The organism is Chitinophaga sp. GbtcB8 (genome assembly GCF_019091455.1).
Classification (GTDB): domain Bacteria; phylum Bacteroidota; class Bacteroidia; order Chitinophagales; family Chitinophagaceae; genus Chitinophaga.
On record NZ_JAGXJN010000001.1, the window covers coordinates 566013 to 590303 of the forward strand.

General features: G+C 45.0%; 19 protein-coding genes. 10 read left to right on the forward strand and 9 right to left on the reverse strand.

Going from position 1 to position 24291, the window contains the following annotated elements; all coding sequences use genetic code 11:
* The first annotated feature begins 40 nt into the window (after positions 1–40).
* The 7 genes from KVT36_RS02330 (at position 41) to KVT36_RS02360 (ending at position 4532) form a co-directional block, all read left to right on the forward strand.
* Positions 41–391, forward strand: coding sequence for an ATP-binding protein (locus tag KVT36_RS02330; protein WP_217601876.1), 351 nt, complete (start codon positions 41–43; stop codon positions 389–391).
* Positions 392–802: 411 nt separating this feature from the next.
* The gene (locus KVT36_RS02335) at positions 803–1477 is read left to right on the forward strand and encodes a hypothetical protein (RefSeq protein WP_217601877.1); all 675 of its coding nucleotides are present in this window, start codon (positions 803–805) and stop codon (positions 1475–1477) included.
* Between the two features lie 582 nt (positions 1478–2059).
* Complete coding sequence (locus tag KVT36_RS02340) at positions 2060–2293, forward strand: helix-turn-helix domain-containing protein (RefSeq protein ID WP_089921389.1); 234 nt, start codon at positions 2060–2062, stop codon at positions 2291–2293.
* A gap of 14 nt (positions 2294–2307) precedes the next feature.
* Positions 2308–2538, forward strand: coding sequence for a helix-turn-helix transcriptional regulator (locus KVT36_RS33105; protein ID WP_217601878.1), 231 nt, complete (start codon positions 2308–2310; stop codon positions 2536–2538).
* A gap of 39 nt (positions 2539–2577) precedes the next feature.
* A complete protein-coding gene (locus KVT36_RS02350) occupies positions 2578–3396 on the forward strand; it encodes a DUF6602 domain-containing protein (RefSeq protein ID WP_217601879.1) in 819 nt (272 codons plus the stop codon).
* 116 nt (positions 3397–3512) lie between these two features.
* Positions 3513–3923: a DUF6157 family protein gene (locus KVT36_RS02355; protein ID WP_217601880.1), complete on the forward strand. Its 411-nt coding sequence runs from the start codon at positions 3513–3515 to the stop codon at positions 3921–3923.
* Positions 3924–3947: 24 nt separating this feature from the next.
* Complete coding sequence (locus KVT36_RS02360) at positions 3948–4532, forward strand: hypothetical protein (RefSeq protein ID WP_217601881.1); 585 nt, start codon at positions 3948–3950, stop codon at positions 4530–4532.
* A 9-nt stretch (positions 4533–4541) separates the two neighbouring features.
* Here the strand turns inward: KVT36_RS02360 and KVT36_RS02365 are convergent, their stop codons facing one another.
* Positions 4542–5810 carry a serine hydrolase gene (locus KVT36_RS02365; protein ID WP_217601882.1) on the reverse strand — a complete coding sequence of 423 codons (1269 nt, stop codon included), beginning with the start codon at positions 5808–5810 and terminating at the stop codon, positions 4542–4544.
* Positions 5811–5996: 186 nt separating this feature from the next.
* Between KVT36_RS02365 and KVT36_RS02370 the strand changes: the two genes are divergently transcribed.
* The gene (locus KVT36_RS02370; RefSeq protein ID WP_217601883.1) at positions 5997–7175 is read left to right on the forward strand and encodes an acyltransferase; all 1179 of its coding nucleotides are present in this window, start codon (positions 5997–5999) and stop codon (positions 7173–7175) included.
* Here KVT36_RS02370 and KVT36_RS02375 read toward each other — a convergent pair.
* The 6 genes from KVT36_RS02375 to KVT36_RS02400 all read right to left on the reverse strand — a co-directional run bounded on the left by KVT36_RS02375 (position 7137) and on the right by KVT36_RS02400 (position 18269).
* On the reverse strand, positions 7137–8264 hold the full coding sequence (locus KVT36_RS02375; RefSeq protein WP_254639799.1) for an NADH:flavin oxidoreductase: 1128 nt from the start codon (positions 8262–8264) through the stop codon (positions 7137–7139). The genes KVT36_RS02370 and KVT36_RS02375 overlap by 39 nt on opposite strands.
* 83 nt (positions 8265–8347) lie before the next feature.
* Positions 8348–8938: a Crp/Fnr family transcriptional regulator gene (locus tag KVT36_RS02380; protein WP_217601885.1), complete on the reverse strand. Its 591-nt coding sequence runs from the start codon at positions 8936–8938 to the stop codon at positions 8348–8350.
* 12 nt (positions 8939–8950) lie between these two features.
* Positions 8951–11767, reverse strand: a complete 2817-nt coding sequence (locus tag KVT36_RS02385; protein WP_217601886.1) for a T9SS type A sorting domain-containing protein — start codon at positions 11765–11767, stop codon at positions 8951–8953.
* 115 nt (positions 11768–11882) lie between these two features.
* The gene (locus KVT36_RS02390) at positions 11883–14405 is read right to left on the reverse strand and encodes a T9SS type A sorting domain-containing protein (protein ID WP_217601887.1); all 2523 of its coding nucleotides are present in this window, start codon (positions 14403–14405) and stop codon (positions 11883–11885) included.
* A gap of 205 nt (positions 14406–14610) precedes the next feature.
* A complete protein-coding gene (locus KVT36_RS02395) occupies positions 14611–16566 on the reverse strand; it encodes a KUP/HAK/KT family potassium transporter (protein ID WP_217601888.1) in 1956 nt (651 codons plus the stop codon).
* A gap of 149 nt (positions 16567–16715) precedes the next feature.
* Positions 16716–18269, reverse strand: coding sequence for an OmpA family protein (locus KVT36_RS02400; RefSeq protein WP_217601889.1), 1554 nt, complete (start codon positions 18267–18269; stop codon positions 16716–16718).
* Positions 18270–18561: 292 nt separating this feature from the next.
* Here KVT36_RS02400 and KVT36_RS02405 point away from each other — a divergent pair, with 292 nt between their 5' ends.
* Entirely contained in the window at positions 18562–19527 is a 966-nt protein-coding gene (locus tag KVT36_RS02405; RefSeq protein ID WP_217601890.1) for a polyprenyl synthetase family protein, read from the forward strand.
* 109 nt (positions 19528–19636) lie between these two features.
* Positions 19637–21349, forward strand: coding sequence for a single-stranded-DNA-specific exonuclease RecJ (gene recJ, locus KVT36_RS02410; RefSeq protein WP_217601891.1), 1713 nt, complete (start codon positions 19637–19639; stop codon positions 21347–21349).
* Positions 21350–21429: 80 nt separating this feature from the next.
* On the opposite strand, the gene KVT36_RS02415 is transcribed toward recJ, so the two are convergent.
* A complete protein-coding gene (locus KVT36_RS02415) occupies positions 21430–22230 on the reverse strand; it encodes a PHB depolymerase family esterase (protein WP_217601892.1) in 801 nt (266 codons plus the stop codon).
* 136 nt (positions 22231–22366) lie between these two features.
* Positions 22367–24217 (reverse strand): molecular chaperone HtpG, encoded by a 1851-nt coding sequence (gene htpG, locus KVT36_RS02420; protein ID WP_217601893.1) that lies wholly within the window; start codon positions 24215–24217, stop codon positions 22367–22369.
* Between the last annotated feature and the right edge of the window lie 74 nt (positions 24218–24291).

The following is a 24291-nucleotide window of genomic DNA, read 5'->3' on the forward strand; positions in this document are numbered from 1 at the left end:
ATCCGTAAAGGAAAAAGATGCAGTGCTGCATTACTCCGGTTTGTCTGAAGTTACAGGCGTGCCTTTGTTATTAGGGCAGCTGTTCCAAAACCTGATCAGCAACTCGCTGAAATTTGCGCATAGTGAGCGTACACCTGTTATTACCATCAATACGGTGAAAGAGGGCAATGTGAGCCGGATCATTTATTCCGATAATGGTATTGGTTTTAAGAATGAGTATGCGGAAAAGATCTTTGAAGTGTTTCAACGGTTGCATACTAAAGACCAATATGAAGGCACCGGGATAGGACTGGCGATTGTGAAGAAGATTATATCGTTGCATAAGGGGGAGATCAGGGCGTATGGGGAGGAAGGGAAAGGGTGCAGGTTTGAGATGGAGCTGGGGGAATGATTTATTTACACATCTGTCACGTTGCACAATACATCTGTCATATTACAACTCCCATCTGTTTACTGACAACTTCCGTTTGTCATCTTACAATGCATACCTGTCATGTTCCAACATCCAACTGCTCGCTAACAATGCCACCCCGTCATTTTACAACGCTCCTTTAATAACTGACAACCTGCACTAAAGGCTTTACAACACTGGCTAAACCAGTGAAAAAATATTTTAAACCGCTTGTTGGTTTTATTTTTTTCATTAAGTTGCGCATCTCAAAATAATCTCCTCATTTTCATAACCTGCCACTCCAAAGAGTAAAACCATATCATTAAAAATATTTTATCACTTATAACCATTGGGTAAAATCACAGGACATTGTTAAATCCAATAATTATCAACCTTAAAAATTGAAGTTCTATGAACCGAAGGCAACTAAACATGCTGGCCATGTATCAATCCGTATTATCTCACCTGGATCAGTTTCCCGCTACATGGAATCAGCTCGCCCCCGTCACCCCTATTGTAGACAACCTGCGCAAAACGGTAACAGATCTGCTGACCCAATCACAGCTGCAGGAGCAAAACCACACCGCCGGACATACCAAGAACAAGGATGCGCATTTTTATAAAATGCTGGAACATGCATACCAGTTAAGCCTTAAAATAAGGGCATACGCCAAGCTAACACAGAATAATGTGCTGCTGCATGATGTAAACCACTCTTACTCCGCTATGGAAGCAGGTGCAGAGCAGCTGGTATTGCAGCGTTGTGAAAGGATTGCACAACATGCCCGCGCTAAGCTGAGCGAGCTGACCGCTTACCAGGTAACAGAGGCAGACGTAACCATACTGGAACAATTACTCAAAGAGGCGCAGCCGCTTACATCCGCACGTAACGTAATTGCCGGCGCCCGTAAAACCGCCACCAGCAGCATCCCGGAATTAATTGCCTTTGCACGGCAGCAGCTGGATGTACTGGACGACCTGGTAGAAGGGCTGATAACAGACCAGACCTTTACCAGTACTTACTTTAATTTAAGGCAGGTATATGACCGGGTAGGGCGGAGCGCACAAACTAAAACGCAAGGATAGTGGACAATTCATAGTTGGGTTACAGTCTTCTGCAGATGATTCTGCAGGAGGCTGTGTTTTTCTGTTAATCCTTTTGGGCCTGCTATTGCTTTGCAAGATTGGGACTTATAAATATTCTGGCTAACATTAATGGATGCTAAGCCGTTTATGCCAATGCAGGCTTTTTTATTTGCGGAGCTTCTGCTAATGCTTTCGTTAATACACTGCGCACTATTCGGTTGATCTTTTGCTGTTCTTCTTTTTTTAAATGGCCAGGGTTGTGAAGGTGAAAGTAAAAAATGGAGGCAGGCCAGTGGCATTTCTCACAACCTCTGCACAGAATACATCGCCTAACAGGGAGAGTATTTCGTGCAGGGTTTGGAGAGAATGGGAGGATGTGGAATTGGATTGCATGGTGGTGGGTGCTTGGTGGGTAATGGATAAAATTTAGAAATAATATTAAAACTCAGTATCTAAATCTTCTTATTAGGTTGTAAATCCTAACCAATATAAAGATACAACAAATATTTCAATGTGGGCTAATTAACCCACATTTTATTTATAAATTTCTTTGAATTTCAATTCGATAATATTTGTACCGCTATGCTTAAAGAAGGTGATAAGAAATTACTGGTTAAATTAGGGGCACGGTTAAATGAACTGAGGACTGAAAAGGAGCTTAGCCTTCGGCAATTATCTTATATCTCTAACCTTGATTATAGTACTATCGGAAAAATTGAGAAGGGGCAGGTGAATATTACGTTTACTACGTTGGTTGAGCTGGCGAAGGCTTTGGAGGTGGAGTTGGTGGAGATTTTGAATTTTAGGATTGATTAGTGAACTTCTTTCTAATGGATAATACAAAAGAACATAGCTCCCTGGAAGATTTTGGCAAACATTTACAACAGCTGAGAACAGATCGGAGCTTAAGTTTACGGGAGTTAGCCACTATTGCCGATGTAGAGTATGCGTTAATACATAGGGTGGAGAAAGGAAACGTTAATCCGAAGTTAACGACCATACTGACTTTGGCGAAGGCGCTGGATGTACATCCGAAAGAGTTGTTTAAGTATATTACCTAGTCAATTAAAATAATTTCTATATCAACGCGACAAACAATTATGTCAAGACAAAATATAAAGGATTTTCAAAAATCTATAACAAAAGAATTGAGTTTAATTAAGGATAGGGTTGAGTTTTTAATCGGAGAAGCCAATTGGGGAGATGTTGGGAGATATAAAGAGGCAATTTTAAGAAAAACTATTTCTCAATTTTTACCTTCAAATCTTAAAATCGGAACGGGCTTTGTCATCGGCAATTCAGACCGCCAATTCGGACGTAACGGACAAATATCCAGTCAGCTTGACATAATAATTTACGAAGACAAATCCCCTGTGGTTTTTAGAGAGGGGGATTTTGTAATAATTACCGAGAGTGCTGTGAGAGCCGTAGTTGAAGTAAAAACAAAAGTTATCAATTATAGCGATCCGGAAAACAATGGGCAAGATAATGCACTTAACAAGATAATTGGAAAGATCAACCGCCTAAGAGATTTTGAGACATTTAATCCGATAGGAGGACACAGAAAAAAATTTGTGGGAGTCTTCTCTTACGAGTATGAACAGGATTTTTCAGTTGAAAGAGTTGATGAAGCATTAAAAATTTCTAATGGTCTTGTAAATCATATTTCACTTGGACCCAATAAATTTATTAGATATTGGGAAAATACCGACGGACTGGCGGAGCAACCCCCCTATAGGGGACGGTGTTATATTCGGTATGATCTAATTGATTTATCCTTTTCTTATTTCATTTCAAACTTACTTCATATTGTTTCTGATGAAGACCCAGTCGAAAGATATTGGTTCTCATTTCCAATTGAAGGAACAAAAGAAATGCACAGAGCAGAACCAAGACCAATAATTGAACTAAGCAATTGAATGATTTTTTCTATGTAATGGAATAAATTTGAGTATACACATTTGTCTTTAGCAAGACAAAGCTATTAACCATCATCAAGCTTTTATTATTTTCACACTCCATCAAACCCACACCCATGCACACCACCAACTACATCAACACCTTCATAGAAATCGCCGACGACTCCCCCACCGCCACCGCCGAAATCCCTCCCTTAAAAGGTGATAACAAAACCGCCGCCAACATCCAGTTTGAAATGATCATCGATCATCCCTACAAATACACTTCTGACGATGTACTCTTCAACGTCTACGCTGTAAAAAACAACATCCGAAAAAGTGATCTCAAAGAGGAAAGAGAAAAATTCTTCTCCAAAGGCCAGGCCTGTATGCGTGCATCTGCACTCACCAAACGTTACGGTTGGGGTGTACATGCCAATGAAGAAGGCAAGATAGCCCTCTATGGCGTAGATTCAGATGAATATAAAAAGTTCATAAAAGACAAAAAGCTGCAGCATGTAAAAGCCATGCGTTCAAAGAAAGCGTAATAAACAACTCATCCCTTACCTTAAATGAAAAAAAGAGACCGTAGTATCCTCGTAATAATAGTTGGCGTAATAGCCATGTACCAATTTATAAAACAAACAGATCATTGGACAATACTGGATGTGTTTATTGACATCATTCTAGGCATAGTAGTACTCGCCGTGTTCACATGGGCTATTTATAAAGATCTGAAAGAAAATAAGCAGAACACCTTTAAGAGCATCCGCACGCCCGGCATTTTTATAATTAGCTTTATTATTACAGGAACAATATTATCTCTCAGGGATAGCAGCTCTGTTATACTGACAGCAGACAGCAAAGACGATCTCAGCGGCGCATCTATCGACTTTAGGAAAGATGGTACCTATAAATTGAGTAGTTATTCCATCTTTGGCGCTGACTTCTTCCGTGGACACTACACCATAAATGACAGTATCATTACCCTTGATAGATCTGAGATAGACGGTGTTATCAAAAGCAATAGGCTGGCTATCAGAACCGGCGATTCTGAACACGATGAAAAAAAAGAGATCTATCAATTAGATGTCGAAAGCAATGTTCTGACAAATGCTTCCGTATTTTTCATAAATAACAAACAGGCATCCAGGTAAGTTAAAATACTACTCCACCTTCACCGCCCTCCCCATCCTACCATCATTATTTATCACCATCTCCAACACATGTCCTTTCTCATCCACTTCAAAATCCACCCTGAAATCATCTTCTCCCTTCAAATAAAAATGTTGCTCATCCAGCGCCAGCAATACAGACCGCGGACCTCTTTCCGGGTAAGCAGCCAGCTCCCTGTTCTCCAGCTTTACCGTTATCTTCAAATTCTTCTCCTTCAGATTATAAGCACCCTCATACCGCTTCAAAACAGCTTCACTCAGCTTCACCGGTGTTCGCTTTACCGGTAGCGTATAAGGCTGATGATATAACACAGCCAGTATCTTACGTGTAATAGGATCCCGTGCAAGCGTTTCCGTATTGCTTAGTAAAATAATACACACGTCATCCGCCACAATCCTGGCAAAGTTGCTGCGGAAGCCCCAGATGCCGCCGCTGTGCGATACCATCTTTTGCCCATACACAGAATCTATGATCCAGCCGTAACCATAATTATTTTTAAACGGCGTGTAAGCGCGTTCCAGTAATCCATTCCTGATAAAGGTGTGATGCTGCAATGCTTCATGCCATTTGTACATATCGGTAACCGTAGAATAAACAGCACCGGCAGCGAAACATACCGATGAATCAATTATGCGCGCAGCAGTGGAATCTGGTGCGTAGCCAATAGCCTTCTCCGCTTTTTGTAAATGCGTAAAATCAAAACCGCTATGGTCCATCTGCAAAGGCGTAAAAATATATTTCCGTATAGCCTGTTCATAAGTAAGCCCGGTAACCTTTGGTACAATGTATCCCAGCAAAGAGTAAGCGGAGTTACTGTAGCTCCAACCGGTACCGGGTGAAAAGTCAAACGGTTTGTCTTTAAACAACGACAGCATGGTTGCTTCGCTGGCAGGTTTATCGCCCGCTGAATCCAGGAAATTACCACCGGTATAATCCGGGATGCCGGAGGTATGGGTCAATAAATTCTCAATGGTAATGCTATCAGCTTTGGGAAAAACCGGGTAAAACTTACTGAGCTTGTCTTGTAATGAAAGCAGCTTCTGCTCCACCAGTTTTAAGATCAGGGACGATGTAAATGTTTTGGTAACAGATGCTATCTGGAAAACAGTATTCGTATCGTTCAGCTGATGGGAGGCCAGGTTGCTATAACCATATCCCTTCTCCAATAGGATACGGTTGTCATGTGCCACCAGTACTGTGCCGTTAAAATTATACGCACGCAATAAAGTATCCAGCTGCTGCTGAATATTTTGGGCCAAACAAACAGACGAACATACACAGACAAATAAAACCAGGAAAAGCGGCCGGAGCATACAGATATTTTCATCAAGATTACTATCTCTGCACACGCACTTTTTTGAAATGTGATGAAACCATTTAAATATGGTGTAAACCGGCAGGAATTAATTCCGCACAAAAGCCGTATCTTATCAAAAATCGTCAGCATGCCCAATCCGCCATTCCGCACGCTGTGGATAGATTACCTGCGCTCTTTTATTACCGCGCTGGTAGTTGCACATCATGCATCCCTTGCCTATACTACATTTGCCAGCTTTAATAAAGTAGCGTACATCCTTTCCACTAATCCTATTGTAGATACCCATCGCTGGATAGGACTGGATATCTTTGAAAACTTTAACGATGTGTTTTTTATGTCGTTAATGTTTTTTATCAGCGGGTTATTTGTATTAACCAGTCTTAATAAAAAAGGTGTAGGGGCTTTTATACGGGACCGGTTTTACCGTTTGTTCATCCCCTTTGCCATAGGCGTTACCCTGCTAATGTTAATTGCCTATTACCCCGCTTATTATGTAGCGCATGGGCAGCACGATCTTAAAGCCTACGTAGTAGATTATTTTACTACCGAAGGTTGGCCCGTAGGGCCGCCCTGGTTTATATGGCAGCTGTTTTTCTTCAATGTAGTAATAGCGCTGCTCTTCCCTTTTCTTAAGAATGGCTTGTATAAATTAAGCAACAAACTGGCTTCCTTAAAAAATAAAGCAGGCATATTATTCCTCACCTGGTTATTAATAACCTGGATCTTGTACGTACCACTAACATTGTTATTTGGCCCATACAGCTGGACGGGCTTCGGTCCTTTTGATTTCCAGAAAAGCCGTGTGCTGCTGTATGGCGGTTATTTTGTATTCGGCGCCCTTGTTGGAAATGCGGGATTGGATAACGGCATTTTTGCAGGCAATACTTCCCTCGTTAAAAAATGGCCCTTGTGGATGGTACTATGCCTGTTAACGTATGTGATGCTAACCATTATACCGCCGCATTTGCGTAGTATGGTAGCCGCGCATACTTTACCGGAACTCCCTGCATGGCTTATTTATTTCACCGTGTATGTTGCATCCTGCACCTTAAGCTGCATAACATTTCTTACCACTTTTAAAGCATGTATCCATCGCTCCCGCAGCTGGTGGAATTCACTTTCCGCCAACGCATATGGCATTTACCTGGTGCATTATATTCTTATAGTATGGTGCCAGTACTTTTTATTAAGCAGCCAGCTACCGGCATTCATCAAGTTTGTGATCACTTTCGGGGTAGCGCTTTCAGGCAGCTGGCTGCTGGTGTCTTTACTGCGTAAGCAATCGCTGATCAAAAAGTACTTGTAGCACCTGCCGGGTATGCATAATGCTGGCGCTGGGTTTTATCATGCCTGCATGAAAGGTTATGGTATTTTCTCCGCGCTGTATACGCAATGGCCAGTCGGGGTTTGATAAGGCTGCCTTGCCTAAAGCCAGCAGATCGGCATGCCCTTCTTCCAGCACTTTATTGGCCCGCGCAGGTTCGTGTAATCCGCCATTGGCAATTACCGGTACCTGCACTATCTGTTTGGCCAGGCTGGTAAATGAGCTGCCATCAGCATACATACAATCCCGCTCCCAGTTACCGCTTTCCGCAGCAATGTGCACGTAATCCGGTTTTACTTTTGCAACCTCCTGCAGGAGCGCGCTTGCTGTAACTGCACCTTCCGGCCAGCGGTAGCGTAAGTTATTCACCTTCCCTTCCGATAAACGTAACCCGATAATAAACCCTGCCGGTACCACGGCTTTTATTTCAGCTATAATTTCCCTTATTAAACGAAAACGGTTCGTGATGCTGCCGCCATAATCATCCTGCCGCAGGTTGGTATAATCAGTAATAAACTGGTCCAGCAAATAACCATTGGCTGCATGTATTTCCACGCCGTTAAAACCAGCTGCCAATGCCTGTTGTGCGGCTAGTATAAAACCTTGTTTTACGGTAACAAGATCTTCCAGCGTCATGGCATGGGGGAAATTAAAAGGCCCATCCCCACCGCCATACTCCGGCATACGCAGGCCTAAGGGTTGTACTGCAGATGGCGCCCAGGTATGGGAAAGATGTTGGGATAAAGCACCCGCATGCATCAGCTGCGCGATGATTAATGCGCCCTGCTGTTTTACTTTATGGGTGATGGCCTGCCAGCCTTGTACCTGCTGTGGTGTTACTATGCCCGATTGTAAAGGATATCCCTGGCTGGCAATGGTATCGGTATAAATGCCTTCAGTAATGATCATTCCAAAACCGCCTGTTGCAAATGCTTCGTAATAATCCTCCATCACTGGTGTTGGTACACCCGCTGCCGTAGCGCTTACGCGCGACATAGGCGCTACTACCAGGCGGTTACGTAATACATGCTGCTGTAAAGCATAAGGGTCAAATATTTTGTGTGTATGCATCATCTATGATTTATGCATACAAAGTTGAGGTACAGGAGGGTCAACAGCCGTTAAAGTAATTTAATAAATGGCGTTAAACTATTTTAATGCCGGTGCCCCAGCTTAGCCCGTATCTGGCTTAAAAATACCGGTGTAATGCCCAGGTAAGAGGCAATATATTTTTGGGGCACACGCTGCAGCAGGTCAGGGTATTGGTTAAGGAGCTCCAGATAACGCTGCTCCCCATTCATGCTAATGTTATGCAGTATGCGGCGGTTCTGCGCCAGGTAAGCATGCTGGTGCAATATGCGAAAAAATCGTTCCATGGCAGGCGCCGCGCTGTATAAATGTTCCAGCGAGGGTTTGTCTATTTGCAGCACCGTTACCGGCGTTAATGCCTCAATGTGTACCAATGCCGGTGTTTGATGTAAAAAACTTTCCAGGTCCGTGATCCACCAGTCTTCCTTGGCAAAGTGTAAGGTGTGTTCATCTCCCTTATCATCTACATAAAAAGAACGTAAACAACCTTCCAGCACAAAACTATCATACTTACACACATCGCCTGCCTGTAATAAATACTGCCTGCGCAGTAGCTGTTTTTCCTGAAACAAAGAGAGGAGCAACTGCTGCTCCTCTCCTGTTAGTAAAACAAATTTCTGAATATGCTGAATAATCGGATGTTGATGCAGCTCCATACTGCAATATTACTAATACCCCAGTAACTTCTCTGTGCCCAGCATCTTTTTATTCTTCTCGTCATAAATATTCAGCAAATAAATATTGCCGCTGGTCGCCGGCACCTGCAGCTGCACCTGTGTATTGTTTACAATTCGTTGCTGTTTCAGCAGCCTGCCCTGCGCATTATACAGGGATATAATATATGTACCTGTGGGCTGAAACCCTTTCAGGGTCAGCTGTCCGCGGAAGGGGTTCGGGTAAATATGGATCATCCGTCCCGGTGCATTTACATCAACAATAGCCGTAATGTTGGTTTTATTGATCCTAATGCTATCCGTAGCTGTAGATGTAGTAGTACAGTTATCGCTGCTGCGCATACGTACATACACCCAGTTATCGCCCAGCTTAAATTCCGATGGCTGCACGGTGGCATTATCATTGGTGCTTTCCATCTGGATCTGATCCGTGAAATTGCGGTCCCATGCAAAGGTGTATAACGGCAGCTTACCGCCACCGCCTGCATTTGCAGCAGTGATCACTACCGGTATGGTATCTGTTGTAATGGGATTCACATTTACCGTAACACTAACATCCGGTGTAACCGGTGCAGTAATGGTAAACTCGCGGGTCAGCTGTTTTTGTGTGGTATCATGCTCAAAAGTAACCGTGATGGTATGCGTGCCCGCAGCAAGGGTATCTGGTAAAATGGTGAATGTGCTGTCTGCAGCTACCGGCAAATTAGCGGTACCATCCAGCAGCACGCTTACTGCAATACCGGAAGTGGTTGCCGGCAGGTTCAGGATTTTCACAGCCTGCGCCCCAGCTGCACCGCAGTAGGTGCTGGCTAAGCCGCTAATAACGGGTTGCGGCACCGGTACGGTTATTACGCTATCTGTTACATTAATAAATACACTCGCTGTATCTGCCGTATATTCCAGGCCATTACCTGCTACCCAGCGGAGGGTATCCGGGCCGGTGTAGGCACTGTCCGGTGTGTACACCAGCTTACTGATATCGGCTTTTGAAATCGTGTAATAGATATTTACAATCTGGTTATTCAATTTAAGCAAACCATGTTTGGGAAGACCAGGAAATTTAATATCTACCAGCTCGCCCGGACCAGAGAAATTAGATGCAAAATCTTCAGGTTTAAAGGTCAGGGTACTATCCGGTTTGGTTTGCTTTTCAAAGCTGCTGATATGATTAACCGGGAGGCTATCCACACTTGCTTTAAAGACGGTATTCCCGATCAGTATATACCATTGGCCATTATCATAAAAAGAGCGGCTCAATATGGAAGGACTATTACCCGGATTCAGAATAAACGGTATCCGGGTGATCAATGTTCTCATCCCGGCCCTGTTCAAATAAAAACGGCCGCTGTCTGCCAGGGATACCATCAGGTTACCTTCTGTATTCAGACGGTCCAGCTTTGGCCTGCTGTTGGCATCTGAAGGGGTATAGTTAAAGGTGCTTAGCTGCCTTATAGCGCCGCTGGTATCCCGCAGGTTCACCTGGCCAGTCCTGATAAAAGCAGCATAATTGCTGTTCATCTGATAATCCCAGCCGGAACCGATACCTCCTTCGTCAGTGCCTGGATTTCCCAGGAGTATATTATTTTGCCCGTTGTACAGGTACAGGCCATCTCCCTGATAGATCACATTCTTTCCATCCGTTATCGGATTATAATTTATAGATCCGGTGCTTAACCGGGAAAACTGGCCATTCTCTAATTTAAATACATCATACAGGGTGCGGAAGGTTTCTATATCCAGCGCCACCACACCATTATCTCCTACACTTATGTTACCGAAAAAATAACCCAGCGTGTCGGGAGATATATCCCTGTAAGTAGTGTCACCTGTAGCCAGGTTTTTCAATCCTACCTGGTTGTTACCAGACCAGGCTATGTAATTATTGGATACGTCAAAAGAAGTACTGTAACCTATGCCTGTTGTAAAAACAATCTGCCCGTTCTTCCATTCATATATGCTTCCACCTCCGCCCTGCATCCATACTGCACCCTGGGCGGTTACAAAGCCCTTTTGTATGAGGGTAGTGTTTAACACCATGGTAGATAAAGTAGTACGCTGCCCCGTAACGGCATCTGCCAGCATGGGATGCCCGGTTGCTTTATCAATGTACAATGCTTTATTATATCTGAAATCCAGTATCTGCCCGTTCACCTGCAGGTGAGGCGTTATGTAAGGACTGCCTTCAACAAACACCGTAACGGTTCGCTGGGCGGTTCTGCCCAGGCTATCTGTAGCTACCAGCTTTACGCCCATCTTTCTGCCATTAAAATAGGTAAGGTCCAGCCAGGGCAGGCTATCCTTTCCTGTGCCCAGCACCTGGTTACTGCTGGTATTGGCATCATAGGCCGTAATGGTGCAGCTGCCACCCGCTGCAGTACAGCGTGCATGCAACCGGTATATAGGCCGCGCTACCGAAGAATCGGCCAGGCTATCTATTGTTAAAGTTATACTGGGATCGTTCAGTGGGCGGTAAATAAATTTAATAGTGGTATCGGCCATATTGTTATTGGCATCTTTTGCGGCAATCACTAAACGAAGCGTGTCGCCCGGTAAACCTGCTAAAGACAATCGCCCGCGGTATACACTGGAGCTATTACCAGTAAGATTGATCTGCCGGCCGCCGGCAGCTGCGGTTGCGGAGGTAACTGCCGCAGGGGCATTTATCACTACGCTTACGTTAATACCTGTATCCTGCCACACACTATTATTCCGTGGCATGCTGTTGGGATCAGGTAAATACAGGCTAAGAGATTGAGCATGCGCAAAAAAATGGCAGCTCAAAAAGGCAAACAACAGTAGAATTTTGTTCATGGGAAAAGAGGTTTTGCAATATGAGGTTGTTTCCAATGATACTCATTCTAAAAGAAATAAGGTATACTTGAACAAGTATACCTTATCACATAATTTATCTAGTATTACTATGTAATTAGTAACCTACCAGTTTTTCTGTTCCCAATACTTTTTTCTTCTTCTCGTCATATACATTTAACAGGTAAATAGCACCGCTGGCAGACTGCACCTGCAGCTGTGCTTTTGTATTATTCACTACTTTTTGCCGCAATATCAGCTTACCCTGTATGTTGTACAATGAAATAATGTAAGACCGGGTTAGCTGTAAACCGTATACATTGATCTGCTCCCGGAAAGGATTGGGATAAATGCGGATAGATTGCCCCGGCGCATCTACATCTACAATAGCCGTAATGCTGCTCCTGTTTATTTTAATGCTGTCTATAGCAGTAGCCGCGGTGTAGCAGCTTTCACTGGTACGCAGACGTACATATACCCAGTTATCACCCAGCTTAAAGGCTGCCGGTGATACAGTTACATGATCGCTGCTGCTTTCTATCTGCAGCTGGTCCGTGAAGTTACGGTCCCATGCAAAGGTGTATAGCGGCAGCTTACCACCTCCGGATACATTGGTGGCTGTAATTACAACAGGCGTATCGCTTACAATAGGATTGATGTTGCTGATTACAGCTACTTCAGGTGTTACCGCAGCAGTAACCGTAAAGGTTTTAGATATTTCTTTATGCAAGGTATCCTTGCTAAACGTTACCGTTACGGTATGGGTACCGGTACTGAGCGTAGCAGGCGTAAAGGAGAATGTACTATCTGCAGCAACCGGCAGGTTGGTAGTATCATCCAGTGATGCAGTTACCGTAATACCGGATGCAGGCGCAGGCGGGTTGCCGATCTTACCCTGCTGTGCGTCACCGGCACCGCAATAGGTGGCCAGTAACCCGCTGATAACCGGCTGCGGTATGTTGGTGGTGGTATCTGTTACAACAGTAGTATCTGTGTTCACAGTGAATAAAGTATTCCCGATCAATAAATACCATTTACCATTATCGTAAAAGGAGCGGCTCAGGATACCTTCTGATTCAGTATACCTTTCCGGCATAGTAGTGATACGTTTGCGCACGCCTGCTGCGTTTACAAAAAAGCGCCCGCTATCCCTGGTAGACATCATCAGCTCTTTTTTGTCATTTAACAGGTCTATCCTCACGCGGTTATCGCAAGAGGGACAATAATTAAATGCGCTTACCTCATGCACCACACCGGATGTATCCCGCACTACCACCTGGCCATTCCGTACAAAGGCAACAATTTTGTTGTTCACCTGGTAATCTGCATTTTTTGCCAGTACCGAAGGATCCGGTGCACCGGATCCAAAGGCACCTGGTAGCTTAACATCACCCGGTGAGCCTAATAATAGATCGCTCTGCCCATTATTTAAATATATGTTAGGGCCCCCGCTGAAGTACACTACATTAGTACCATCTGTAAGCGGCGCTCCTTGTATATTGTCTGGTGAACTCAAAGGAGTTACCTGCCCGTTTTGATACTTATAAGATAGCCAACCCGGGCCTATGCCGGTTTGTGCGTCAAACACTACTAGGCCGTTATCTGCCACATCTACATTCCCGTCAAAGAACTGGCGTGGACAAGGCGCCATGGTCGTATCGCCGGTGGCCAGGTTCCGGAATACGATCTTAGCATCAGACGTTACATAGGTAGCATAATTACCATTAGGGGAAACAGCCGTGTACAATGCCTTGGTATGTAGATCCACCTGTCCGTTCTTCCATATATACAGGGAATCCAGCCGGTATTTGAACATAGCGCCTCCCGGAATTACAAAAGCATTTCCATTAGCACTAGACAGAGCCAGTGTTTGGTTCACCAATGGCGCGCTGCGCTGTCCTGTAACGCCATTTACCAGCAGCGGATAGCCGGTACCGCTATCTGCCACCAGTGCTTTGTTATCCTTGAAATCCAGTATGGTTCCCCGTGTGGTCAGGTAAGGCGTTAAATAAGGGCTGCTTTCCACAAATACAGTCAGCAACTTTTCTGCAGTACGCCCTACAGTATCTGTAGCCACCAGCTTTAATTTCAGACGGGTGCCGTTGTAAACAGAAAGGTCCATTACAGGAATGCTATCATTTGCGCTGGCTATTGGCTGGTTATTATCACTCAGATTATATACATTAATAGTGCCGCTGCCCGCTGCGGTAGTACACTTTGCATGTAACGGGAACAAAGGCCGGGCCACTGAAGAATCAGCCAGTTCTGCTACCGTTAGCGAAATACTGGGATCATTTAGCGGTCTGAAAATAAACGTAACACTGGTATCACCGGTATTACTGGCAGCATCAGTAGCAGCAATGACCAGTGTAAGCGTATCGCCCGGTACGCCCTGCAGGGAAAGATGCCCGCGAAAGGCGCCTGCTAAGTTCTGCAAATTGATCTGTCGGCCGGCAACAGCTGCAGTGGCAGTAGTTACCTGGGCAGTTGCATACACGACCACATTCAGGTCAATGGCCGTGTCCTTCCAGACACTGTTAGGTGCAGGCACGTTAGGGCTGGAAAAAGAAAAGGAAATATTCTGGGCTGATAAAACAAATGGACTGATCAGAAAAGTTAACAACAGTAAAAATCTATTCATGGGTACACGGTTTACGCAGGTTTACATATAATATAAATATACTAATTTAAATCGGAATTCATCTCATACCAGGGCTGAAACAGCTGACTATCAAACGTTATTATTTCACCACTCTTTACTCCATAATAATATACCCTACAACGAAATAGTATAAGCCAGGGTTACCTGTAAGCCATAAATATTAACAGTAATTAACACAGTATTTCTAAGAAGGTATAATACGTTTTAACTGCAGGTTCGTAATAGGCGCTACCACCAGTGGATACTTCTCAATGGTTACATAGCTTGAATCCAGGCCAAAACCACGTTCCTCTGAAAGGCTGATCTTTTTCAGGAAAAAGTACATCCGCATCACCATTCTTTCATACAGCGGCAGGTCATTATCATGGGAAAGGAATTTTTCCATTACTATAAACTGGAAGTCCCCTACCACGTTGTTCTTGCTTAAAGATTCGTAACGGCTGGTAATATTCACTTCCTTGTTACGCACCATATCTTCCACCACCATACGGAACATAAGGTTAATGCGTTGTTCCACTTTAAAGCCCAGGCGGAACTCTACCCGTATCACTTCATTAGGAATAATCGTTTGTACGGAATACTCGCTCAGGTAAGGTTCATCCACCACATCCACGTGCACAAACCAGTAAATATCCGCCCGTTTGGGCTTTTTATTGAGGATGGAGTAAATAACCTTGTGCTCAATTTCCTTTGGGTTATCGGCACTGCTCATGTACACCAGGTGGGTAGCATATTTAGGGATGGAAGTATCATTACTCAGCTCCTGCAAAATAGGCAGGTAATCTTCCAGCCTTACAAACTCCACATAACGGTTCTTGATCTTCCTCGATTTAAACCATACGATCATTACCACAAACAAGCCGCCGGCTACCACCACGGTTACATAACCGCCGTGCATAAATTTCACCAGGTTGGCAAACAGGAAAGAGAATTCAATGGTGAGGTAGATGATCAGGTATATTAATACCCAGGCCACCCGTACCCGTCGCGTGTATAGGTAAAAGGCAAACAGGCAAGAGGTCATGAGCATACAAATGGTTATGGATAAACCATATGCCGCCTCCATGGCGCTGGATTCCCGGAAGATCAATACAATGGCGGTACAGCCCACAAACAGCATTACGTTAATGCCGGGTATAAACAGCTGTCCACGCATTTCTGTAGGGTAGTTCACCTTCAGCTTGGGCCACAGGTTCAGGCGCATAGCTTCAGAGATCAGGGTAAATGAGCCTGTGATCAATGCCTGGCTGGCAATAATGGAGGCCATGGTGGCTATTAATACGCCAAAGATCACAAACCACTCCGGCATAATAGTAAAGAACGGGTTCTGATCTTTTGGCAGTATCTGACCGCGCTGTGTAAGCAGCCAGGCGCCCTGCCCCAGGTAGTTCAGGATCAAACAAAGCTTTACAAAAACCCAGGATACACGGATGTTACCGCGGCCGCAGTGGCCAAGGTCAGAGTACAGGGCTTCCGCTCCTGTGGTACACAGGAACACCGCCCCCAGTATTAAAAATCCTTTAGGGTAAGTTGTTAACAGCTCAATGGCATAGTGCGGGCTGAATGCTTTTAATACTGACAGGTCATCTGCCACATGTACAGAACCTAATATGCCCAGCATGGCAAACCATACCATCATAATAGGCCCAAACATTTTACCAATAGTTATGGTGCCAAATTGCTGCATGAAAAACATTCCGGCAATAATAGCCAGTACGATCTTTACAATGGTGAACTCACTAAGGTCTTTAAACACTTCCAGGGTTCGCAAACCTTCAATAGCAGAGGTAACGGTGATGGGGGGAGTAATAATACCGTCGGCCAGCAGGGCAGCGCCGCCTATCATCCCGAAAATAACCGCCCATTTGGCGTGCCGCCGTACCAGGGCATAGAGCGAGAAGATACCGCCTTCCCCCTTGTTATCGGCCTGCAGGGTTAATATTACATATTTAATGGTGGTTTGTAATGTCAGGGTCCATATGATACAGGAAATACCACCAATTACCAGTAGATCGCTGATAGGGTTAGTTCCCATAATAGCCTTGAACACATATAGCGGAGAAGTCCCAATGTCGCCGTATATAATCCCTAATGCAACTACAAAACCGGCAAGGCTAATCTTATTTATGTCAACTTTCACGAGTGAAATAATTAATTAAAAAAGCCAACAAAATTACAGCAATATATTGACAATAGTGATTATTCCCCTAAATAAGAAAGTCCCCCGTTACAGCATTACACCGTAACGGGGGACTCTTTTAATATCTCTACGTGTGATACACCACCGTATTAGTTAGCAGGAGCTAAATCTACAGTGCTGGACTCACCAGGAGTGTTTTGTTTGATGAAACGACCGCGGTCAATACCTTGCTTGTCAGCCAGGTAGTCGATCACAGCGTCAACACGGCGGCTGCTCAGGTCAACACCACCTTTTTTGCCTTTGGCACCAGCGTGGCCGGTAACCAGTACATTACACTCAGGGCTGGTTCTCAGCGTATTAGCTACGCTAGACAGGATAGCTTCGTTGTCAGAAGATATCTTAGTAGAGCTACCTTTGAATGCAACGCTAGGCAGAACGATGCTAGCACAAGCAGGTTTCTGAGTCATGTTTTTGCAGCACTCAGGATCCGGGCACTTACCAACACCATCAGCGTCAACCGGCTGGCAGTAAGTCGGAGTGATCAGTTGTTTATCCTTGAAGTCAGGTACACCGTCACCATCAGTATCTTTAGCTACACCATGAACATCTACAGGAGCACCTGCAGGTGTGTTAGGCTCGCGGTCGAACTGGTCGGTTACACCATCACCATCAGCATCAGGTAGTACCGGAGTAGGCAGCTTCATGTGACGGGGAGAGCTCAGCTCATTGTAGGCATAATCCAGCGGGTTGATCCACCACAGCGGCTCAACACGTTTGTTGGGGTTACCCAGGTTAAAGTTCAGACGAACGCTGGTGTAGGAGAAGAAATCCTTGCTAGCGTCATAAGGACCTGAATTGTAACCGTCTAAGTAATCATCAAACGGCATAGTCAGTTTTTCTTCTATACCGATGTTGAAACGCTTAGATACTTTGAACGCAACACCAGTACCGAAGTCAACAGCATGACGCCACAGTTGGTTGTCGCTTTTACGGCCAATCTGAGCTCTGTTACCCTGAGAAGGTGCATTATTCTCATAATCACCATCCAAGATATTTTTGATCTGATCTTTAATGTCTTTGCGTTTGCCAGAGAAATTTACGCCGCTAAAATCATAACCTGCGCCGTTAGCATCACGTGCATCTACGTCAACATCAACCAGCATTAAGCTATAACCAGCAAATACGTACCAGTTAGTTTTAGGCTGAGATTTGTAGAACAGGATGTTGCTCAGGGAGGCAATCATGTCCAGAGACAGCTGATGCGTCTGAGTTTTGTAGTTGGGAACGATCATGCCGCCGTTAAGCGCAGCAGTAGGACCCCAGGCGGTGTTACCACCAGCAAAGTTAGCCGGACGTAATTGGTAATCCAGGCCTTTATCGATAGAACCGGTATACTCAGCTCTTACAGAGAAAGTATGACCTAATGCTTTTCTCAAAGAGAGACCGCCACCGAAGCCCGGTTTAGCGTCCATGTCACCTCTAATGAAATGGTAACCACCATGAAAACCTAATTCCCACATGCTACGGGGTTTAGCAGGGTAATCATACTGATGGTTAACGAAGTTGTTTTGCTGTGCAGCTCTGGATGCAGGAACCTTGGAGGAGTCAAGTGCATCGTAGTTAGGCTGAACTTGTGCAAAACCAGTAGACGCCGCTAGTAAACTCATAGCGCCTGCTAGTAATAAGTACTTTTTGCTTGCCATAATTGTTTTCTATTTAAAAACTGTTAAAGATTTACTAATAACCCGTTTTTTACCAGGCAAAGGTAAAAATCAAAAATGAATATACAAATTTTTCTTACAATATTATTTTCATTGATAACTCGCTCAATATTAGAGCTTAGGTAAAACAATTGTTATACCTTAATTTGCCTATTTGTTATCGTAATATTAATGCGATGTTAAAGCAATGTTATTCCGATATCTACAAATTAGGGGCCAAATTGTTAAAACTTTGATATTTTAGGCATAGCTTAGCAATCTTTTTTATTGATACATGGACGATATTAAACACCTGATCGGCAAGGAATTACAGGATTTTGAGAGTAAATTTTCAGACGCGGTAAAAAGTCATGTGCCGCTGCTGGACAGGATCATGCACTATATAGTAAAGCGGAAAGGGAAACAGATCAGGCCCATGTTCGTACTCCTTTCTGCCCGGCTTTTCAGCACGGATATACAGGAAAGTACCTACCGCGCCGCGGCCCTGGTAGAGCTGCTGCATACCGCCACCCTGGTGCATGACGATGTAGTGGACGACTCCAATGAACGCCGGGGCTTTTTTTCCATTAATGCCCTGTGGAAGAATAAGATAGCCGTACTGGTAGGAGATTACTTATTATCCAAGGGATTACTGCTGTCGCTTGACAACCACGATTTCAGAACTTTACAGATATTAACTACTGCCGTAAAGGAAATGAGCGAAGGGGAGCTGCTCCAGATGGAGAAAACCCGCAAGCTGAATATAAAGGAAGATATCTACTTTGAAATTATACGCCGCAAAACAGCCTCCCTGTTAGGCGCTGCCTGTGCAGCCGGCGCCTGGAGCACCAGCGGCCACGATGAAACCACTGCTCAAATGCGGCTTTTCGGGGAAAAAGTAGGGGTGGCCTTCCAGATCAAGGACGACCTGTTCGACTACGGCGCCGATAAAATAGGCAAACCTACCGGCATAGATATCAGGGAAAAAAAATTAACCCTGCCACTGATCTATACTTTAGAACATGCCACACCCGACGTCCGCCGCCGTATTATTAATATAGTAAAAAATAATAATACAGATAAAGAGAAAGTAGCCACCGTAATAGAAATGGTAAAAGCTTCCGGTGGTATTACCTATGCGCAGGAAAAAATGTTCCAGTACCGGGATGAGGCCATGGCCATCTTGCATGGCTTCCCGGAAAATGATATCCGGAATGGGCTGGAACAATTAGTACGTTTTACTACAGACAGAACATTTTAACTATTTACGATCTTAGATTTTAAGTTTTGGATTGAAGCCAACCCACTCCGATCCGGATCGTAAATCGTAAATCTAAGATCTAATATCGTAAATACACCTAAATTAACGCATGCAAAAACGCTGGACCGTTCGATCATATCAACCAAAAGAGGAAGGGTTACTGCAACAGGTTTTGCGTATACATCCCCTGTTATGCAGGCTGCTGGCACAACGCGGTATTCATACCTATGAAGCTGCACGCCAGTTCTTTCGCCCTACCATGGATGATCTGCATGATCCGTGGAGCATGAAGGATATGGACAAAGCCGTTACCCGTATTGAACAGGCTTTTTATAGCAAGGAAAAAATACTGGTGTATGGCGATTATGATGTAGATGGCACCACAGCTGTTGCCACCGTGTATGATTTTCTGCAACGCATCTATCCCAATATTGAGTTCTATATTCCCCACCGCTACCGGGAAGGATACGGCATATCCACCGCCGGTATCACCTATGCCATAGAAAACGATTTTACCCTTATTATAGCGCTGGACTGTGGTATAAAATCAGTGGCGCACATTACAGAGGCCAAGACGCACGGTATTGATTTTATTATCTGCGACCACCACCTGCCGGATGCCATATTACCGCCCGCAGTAGCCATCCTGAATCCAAAACAATACGACTGCCCCTACCCTTACAAAGAGCTAAGCGGCTGTGGTATTGGCTTTAAGCTCATTACCGCCCTGGCGCAAAAGCTGGGCGAACCGGAACAAAAAGTATGGCGCTACCTGGACCTGGTAGCCACCAGCATAGCGGCGGATATTGTGCCCATGACCGGCGAGAACCGGATCCTGGCCTTTCATGGCCTGCTGAAAGTGAATGATGATCCGCTGCCGGGTATTAAAGCACTCATCACGCTCAGCGAGCTGAAAGAACAGCTCACCATTTCCAACCTGGTTTTTGTAATAGCGCCCCGCGTAAATGCGGCCGGCAGAATGGATGATGCCCGCAAAGCCGTGAACCTGTTTGTGGAGAATGATTTTGAGAAGGCCATGGAAATTGCCTCTATCCTGCATTCCGATAATTCAGACCGTAAAGAGGTAGATAATAACATTACCAAAGAGGCCGTAGCCCTCATTCAGAATGATGCTTCGCTGGCTTCCCGCAAAAGCACCGTGCTGTTTAAGGCCGACTGGCATAAAGGGGTGGTGGGCATTGTAGCCTCCCGCCTGATCGATAAATATTTTTACCGCCCTACCATCATCCTTACCCAGAGTAACGACCAGGTGGCCGGCTCCGCCCGTTCTGTAATGGGTTTTAATGTGTATGAAGCTATTCACCAGTGTAAAGACCTGCTGGAAAATTATGGCGGTCACTTTTATGCCGCAGGCCTCACGCTGAAACCGGAAAATGTAGAAGCCTTCCGGAAAAAGTTTGAGGAAGTGGTAGCCACCACTATTGACCCGGAGCTGCTGATCCCGGAAATTGTAGTGGATTCAGAGATCAACTTTCACCATATTGATAATAAATTCTATAAGATCCTTCACCAGTTCGAACCCCTGGGCCCCGATAACCTGCGCCCTATATTCCTGGCCCGGAATGTAGTAGACACGGGCTTTTCCAGGATCGTTAAAGACGAGCATATCAAGTTTTCCATTAAACAAGGGAATTATGGCAGCTCTTTTTCCGGCATTGGTTTTTTTATGGCGGAGAAATTTGAGGTGCTTAGTAACCGCCAGCCTTTTGATATGGTATTTACTATTGATGAAAATGAGTGGAACGGGAAAACAATGCTGCAGCTGAAAGTAATTGATATAAGAAAAGCGGCAGGCTACTAACTACAGGAAGCTTAAAGGTTTAAATGCAGATAACGTGTTGTGGTATTGCGCGCTGTAGCCGGCTGCCTGCCGCTGTTTAATTATTTATGCTTGGCCAGCATCCATGTATACAGGTTAGGATCTGCATAGGCCTTGGTCCAGGCATCGTGCCCGCCCGTAGCATTTTCTGTGTACTTAATAACGGTGCTGCCGCAGGCTTTCACCGCCTTTACCATATCACGGGAGTTGTTTACACTCACGGTAGGGTCATTGGCATTGTGAAAAGCCCATACAGGCATGGTTTTCAGGTTGCAGGCCTTACTCAGGTTACCGCCGCCGCTAATAGGAACAACCGCTGCAAACCGTGCAGGAAAGGTTTCAGACCAATCCCAGGCTGCAAATCCACCCATGCTCAAACCGGTCAGATAGATCCTTTTAGGGTCTATATGATATTTCGGGATGATCTGGGCAAGGAACTGATCCAGCGCTGCAGTGTTCCACCAGCCGCTCAGGCACTGAGGTGCAACCATCACAAACTGTTTACCTTTTACCACTTTACATAATCCTACACCTCTTACTTTGTTGATATCGGTTCCCATTTCACCAATACCGTGCAGGAAAATTACCAGCGGCCATTTGTTGTAGTTGGCATTGTACGTTTCCGGTACATACAAAACGTAATTTTTAGATACACTGCCAATGTTAGCGGTCAGTGTTTTGTTAATCAGGCTGTTTACGGGCGTTTGTGCCCAGAAGAATTCCGCTGTTGATGCGGTTACGGATGATTCTGATCCCGTTTTTACGGGATCGATGCTCTGGTCCTCTTGTTTAGAGCAGGATGTTACTGCGAATAGGGCAGCAATAGTTAAGACATGGTGCAGGTTTTTCAATAAAGCTCTCATAAAAATCCCCCATTTTTAATGGTAACAAGAAACCAGACAATTCAGGGCCTTTTGCCTTGCTGTGTCTGGTTTCTTCGATGATAAAATATGTTATCTGCGTTTTAAACCTACCCCTCAAAACGACAGACGGGGGGATTTATTGTAAAATGATCTTACTCTTTTTTTCGCCGCCCAGCAGCTCCACACTGCGGTTCACAAAAGCGGTAAGATCAGCGCCTGTCAACAGGTTCTGGGAAAGCAGGGCAAGATCTGCCAGGTTGCGTACCAGTTTCTGCTGCTTGTCGCCGTCGTTCTCCTCCAGTATTTGCTGATAAATGGGGTGGTTGGCATTCACCGTCATGCTGATCTCGTCGGGCATGTTGGCATACCAGTTCATACCGCCGCCACCTACTGCGGCCATATCTTTCATACGGCGCATAAATTCAGAACGGGTTACGATCACCGGCTGCGCCTCTGCGCTCAGGCCTTTCAGCTCCACTTTAATATTGGGCTGCGGCACCTGCTGTGTAAATATTTCCTTCAGCTTGCTTTCCTGGTCCTGGGTAAGTACATGTTCCGTTTTTTCGTCCTTGTCTATCAGGCTATCGGCAATATCAGCATCTACGCGGGTGAACTGTACGTTCTCCCACTTCATTTCCATATTGTTAATAAAAGCCGCATCCACAATGGTTTCCAGCTTCACTACCTTATAACCCTTTGCCTGGGCAGCCTGTATGTAGCTATCCTGCTGTACAGGATTGGTGGCATACAGGATCACCAGCTTATTTTCCTTATTGTTCTGCAGGGCCTGCGCTTCCTGGCGGTATTCTTCCAGTGTGTAGAATTTACCTCCCTCCACATCTTCCATTACATGGAATTTGTTGGCTTTTTCCAGGAACTTATCGTCCGTCATCATGCCGTATTTCACAAACAGGCCAATGGATTCCCATTTCTCTTCAAAGCTCTTCCGGTCTGTACGGAACATTTCGTCCAGCTTATCGGCCACTTTTTTAGTGATGTGGGCATTGATCTTTTTCACATTCGGATCGCCCTGCAGGTAACTGCGGCTCACATTCAGCGGAATGTCCGGGCTGTCTATTACGCCGTGCAGCAGCATCAGGAACTCCGGTACAATATCCTTCACTTCATCTGTTACATATACCTGGTTGGAGTACAGGTTGATCTTGTCTTTCTGGATCTCGTAGCTCTTGGATATTTTCGGGAAGTACAGGATACCGGTCAGGTTGAACGGGTAGTCCACATTCAGGTGTATCCAGAAAAGCGGCGCTTCTGCAAAAGGATACAGCTCTTTATAAAAATCCTGGTAGTCCTGGGGCGTTAGCTCAGAAGGCTTGCGCGTCCAGGCAGGAGCTGGATTGTTGATCTGCTTATCTTCAAACTTAATGGGTACAGGCAGGAACTTACAGAATTTTTCCAGGATGCTGCGAATGCGGTTCTCATCCAGGAATTCTTCGCTTTCCTCGTTAATGTGCATCACGATATCCGTACCCCGGTCTTCTTTGGTAGTAGTATCCAGCTGGTATTCCGGGCTGCCATCGCATTCCCAGCGCACTGCTTCGGCATCGGGCCTCCAGGAGCGGGTGATAATCTCCACCTGGTTACTTACCATAAAGGAAGAATAAAAGCCCAGGCCAAAATGACCGATAATGTTGGTACCCTCATTCTGCCCCTTGTATTTTTTCAGGAACTCTTCCGCACCGGAAAAAGCCACCTGGTTAATGTATTTGTCCACTTCCTCCGCAGTCATGCCAATACCGCGGTCGGAAATGGTAAGGGTTTTGTTCTCTTTGTCCAGCTTAACTGTTATTTCAAGGGCTCCCAGCTCTCCTTTAAACTCGCCTACACTGGCCAGGGTTTTGAGCTTTTGCGTGGCATCCACGGCATTGCTCACCAGTTCGCGGATAAAGATCTCGTGATCAGAATAGAGGAATTTTTTGATAATGGGGAAAATGTTTTCTGTTTGTACGCGTATGGCACCTTTCTGCATGGGAATTCAGATTTTTACATGATTTTTTCAAAGGCCGTGCCAGCGGTTTCCGGCTGACAAGTTGACGTAATGTA

What these genes read in the sequence shown, in the direction of transcription:
- htpG (WP_217601893.1), bottom strand. Translation starts at nt 24,217, where the DNA reads ATGCAGAAAGGTGCCATACGCGTACAAACAGAAAACATTTTCCCCATT.
- KVT36_RS02385 (WP_217601886.1), bottom strand. Translation starts at nt 11,767, where the DNA reads ATGAACAAAATTCTACTGTTGTTTGCCTTTTTGAGCTGCCATTTTTTT.
- KVT36_RS02415 (WP_217601892.1), bottom strand. Translation starts at nt 22,230, where the DNA reads ATGAGAGCTTTATTGAAAAACCTGCACCATGTCTTAACTATTGCTGCC.
- KVT36_RS02375 (WP_254639799.1), bottom strand. Translation starts at nt 8,264, where the DNA reads ATGCATACACACAAAATATTTGACCCTTATGCTTTACAGCAGCATGTA.
- KVT36_RS02335 (WP_217601877.1), top strand. Translation starts at nt 803, where the DNA reads ATGAACCGAAGGCAACTAAACATGCTGGCCATGTATCAATCCGTATTA.
- KVT36_RS02355 (WP_217601880.1), top strand. Translation starts at nt 3,513, where the DNA reads ATGCACACCACCAACTACATCAACACCTTCATAGAAATCGCCGACGAC.
- KVT36_RS02350 (WP_217601879.1), top strand. Translation starts at nt 2,578, where the DNA reads ATGTCAAGACAAAATATAAAGGATTTTCAAAAATCTATAACAAAAGAA.
- KVT36_RS02400 (WP_217601889.1), bottom strand. Translation starts at nt 18,269, where the DNA reads ATGGCAAGCAAAAAGTACTTATTACTAGCAGGCGCTATGAGTTTACTA.
- KVT36_RS02405 (WP_217601890.1), top strand. Translation starts at nt 18,562, where the DNA reads ATGGACGATATTAAACACCTGATCGGCAAGGAATTACAGGATTTTGAG.
- recJ (WP_217601891.1), top strand. Translation starts at nt 19,637, where the DNA reads ATGCAAAAACGCTGGACCGTTCGATCATATCAACCAAAAGAGGAAGGG.
- KVT36_RS02370 (WP_217601883.1), top strand. Translation starts at nt 5,997, where the DNA reads ATGCCCAATCCGCCATTCCGCACGCTGTGGATAGATTACCTGCGCTCT.
- KVT36_RS02340 (WP_089921389.1), top strand. Translation starts at nt 2,060, where the DNA reads ATGCTTAAAGAAGGTGATAAGAAATTACTGGTTAAATTAGGGGCACGG.
- KVT36_RS33105 (WP_217601878.1), top strand. Translation starts at nt 2,308, where the DNA reads ATGGATAATACAAAAGAACATAGCTCCCTGGAAGATTTTGGCAAACAT.
- KVT36_RS02390 (WP_217601887.1), bottom strand. Translation starts at nt 14,405, where the DNA reads ATGAATAGATTTTTACTGTTGTTAACTTTTCTGATCAGTCCATTTGTT.
- KVT36_RS02380 (WP_217601885.1), bottom strand. Translation starts at nt 8,938, where the DNA reads ATGGAGCTGCATCAACATCCGATTATTCAGCATATTCAGAAATTTGTT.
- KVT36_RS02360 (WP_217601881.1), top strand. Translation starts at nt 3,948, where the DNA reads ATGAAAAAAAGAGACCGTAGTATCCTCGTAATAATAGTTGGCGTAATA.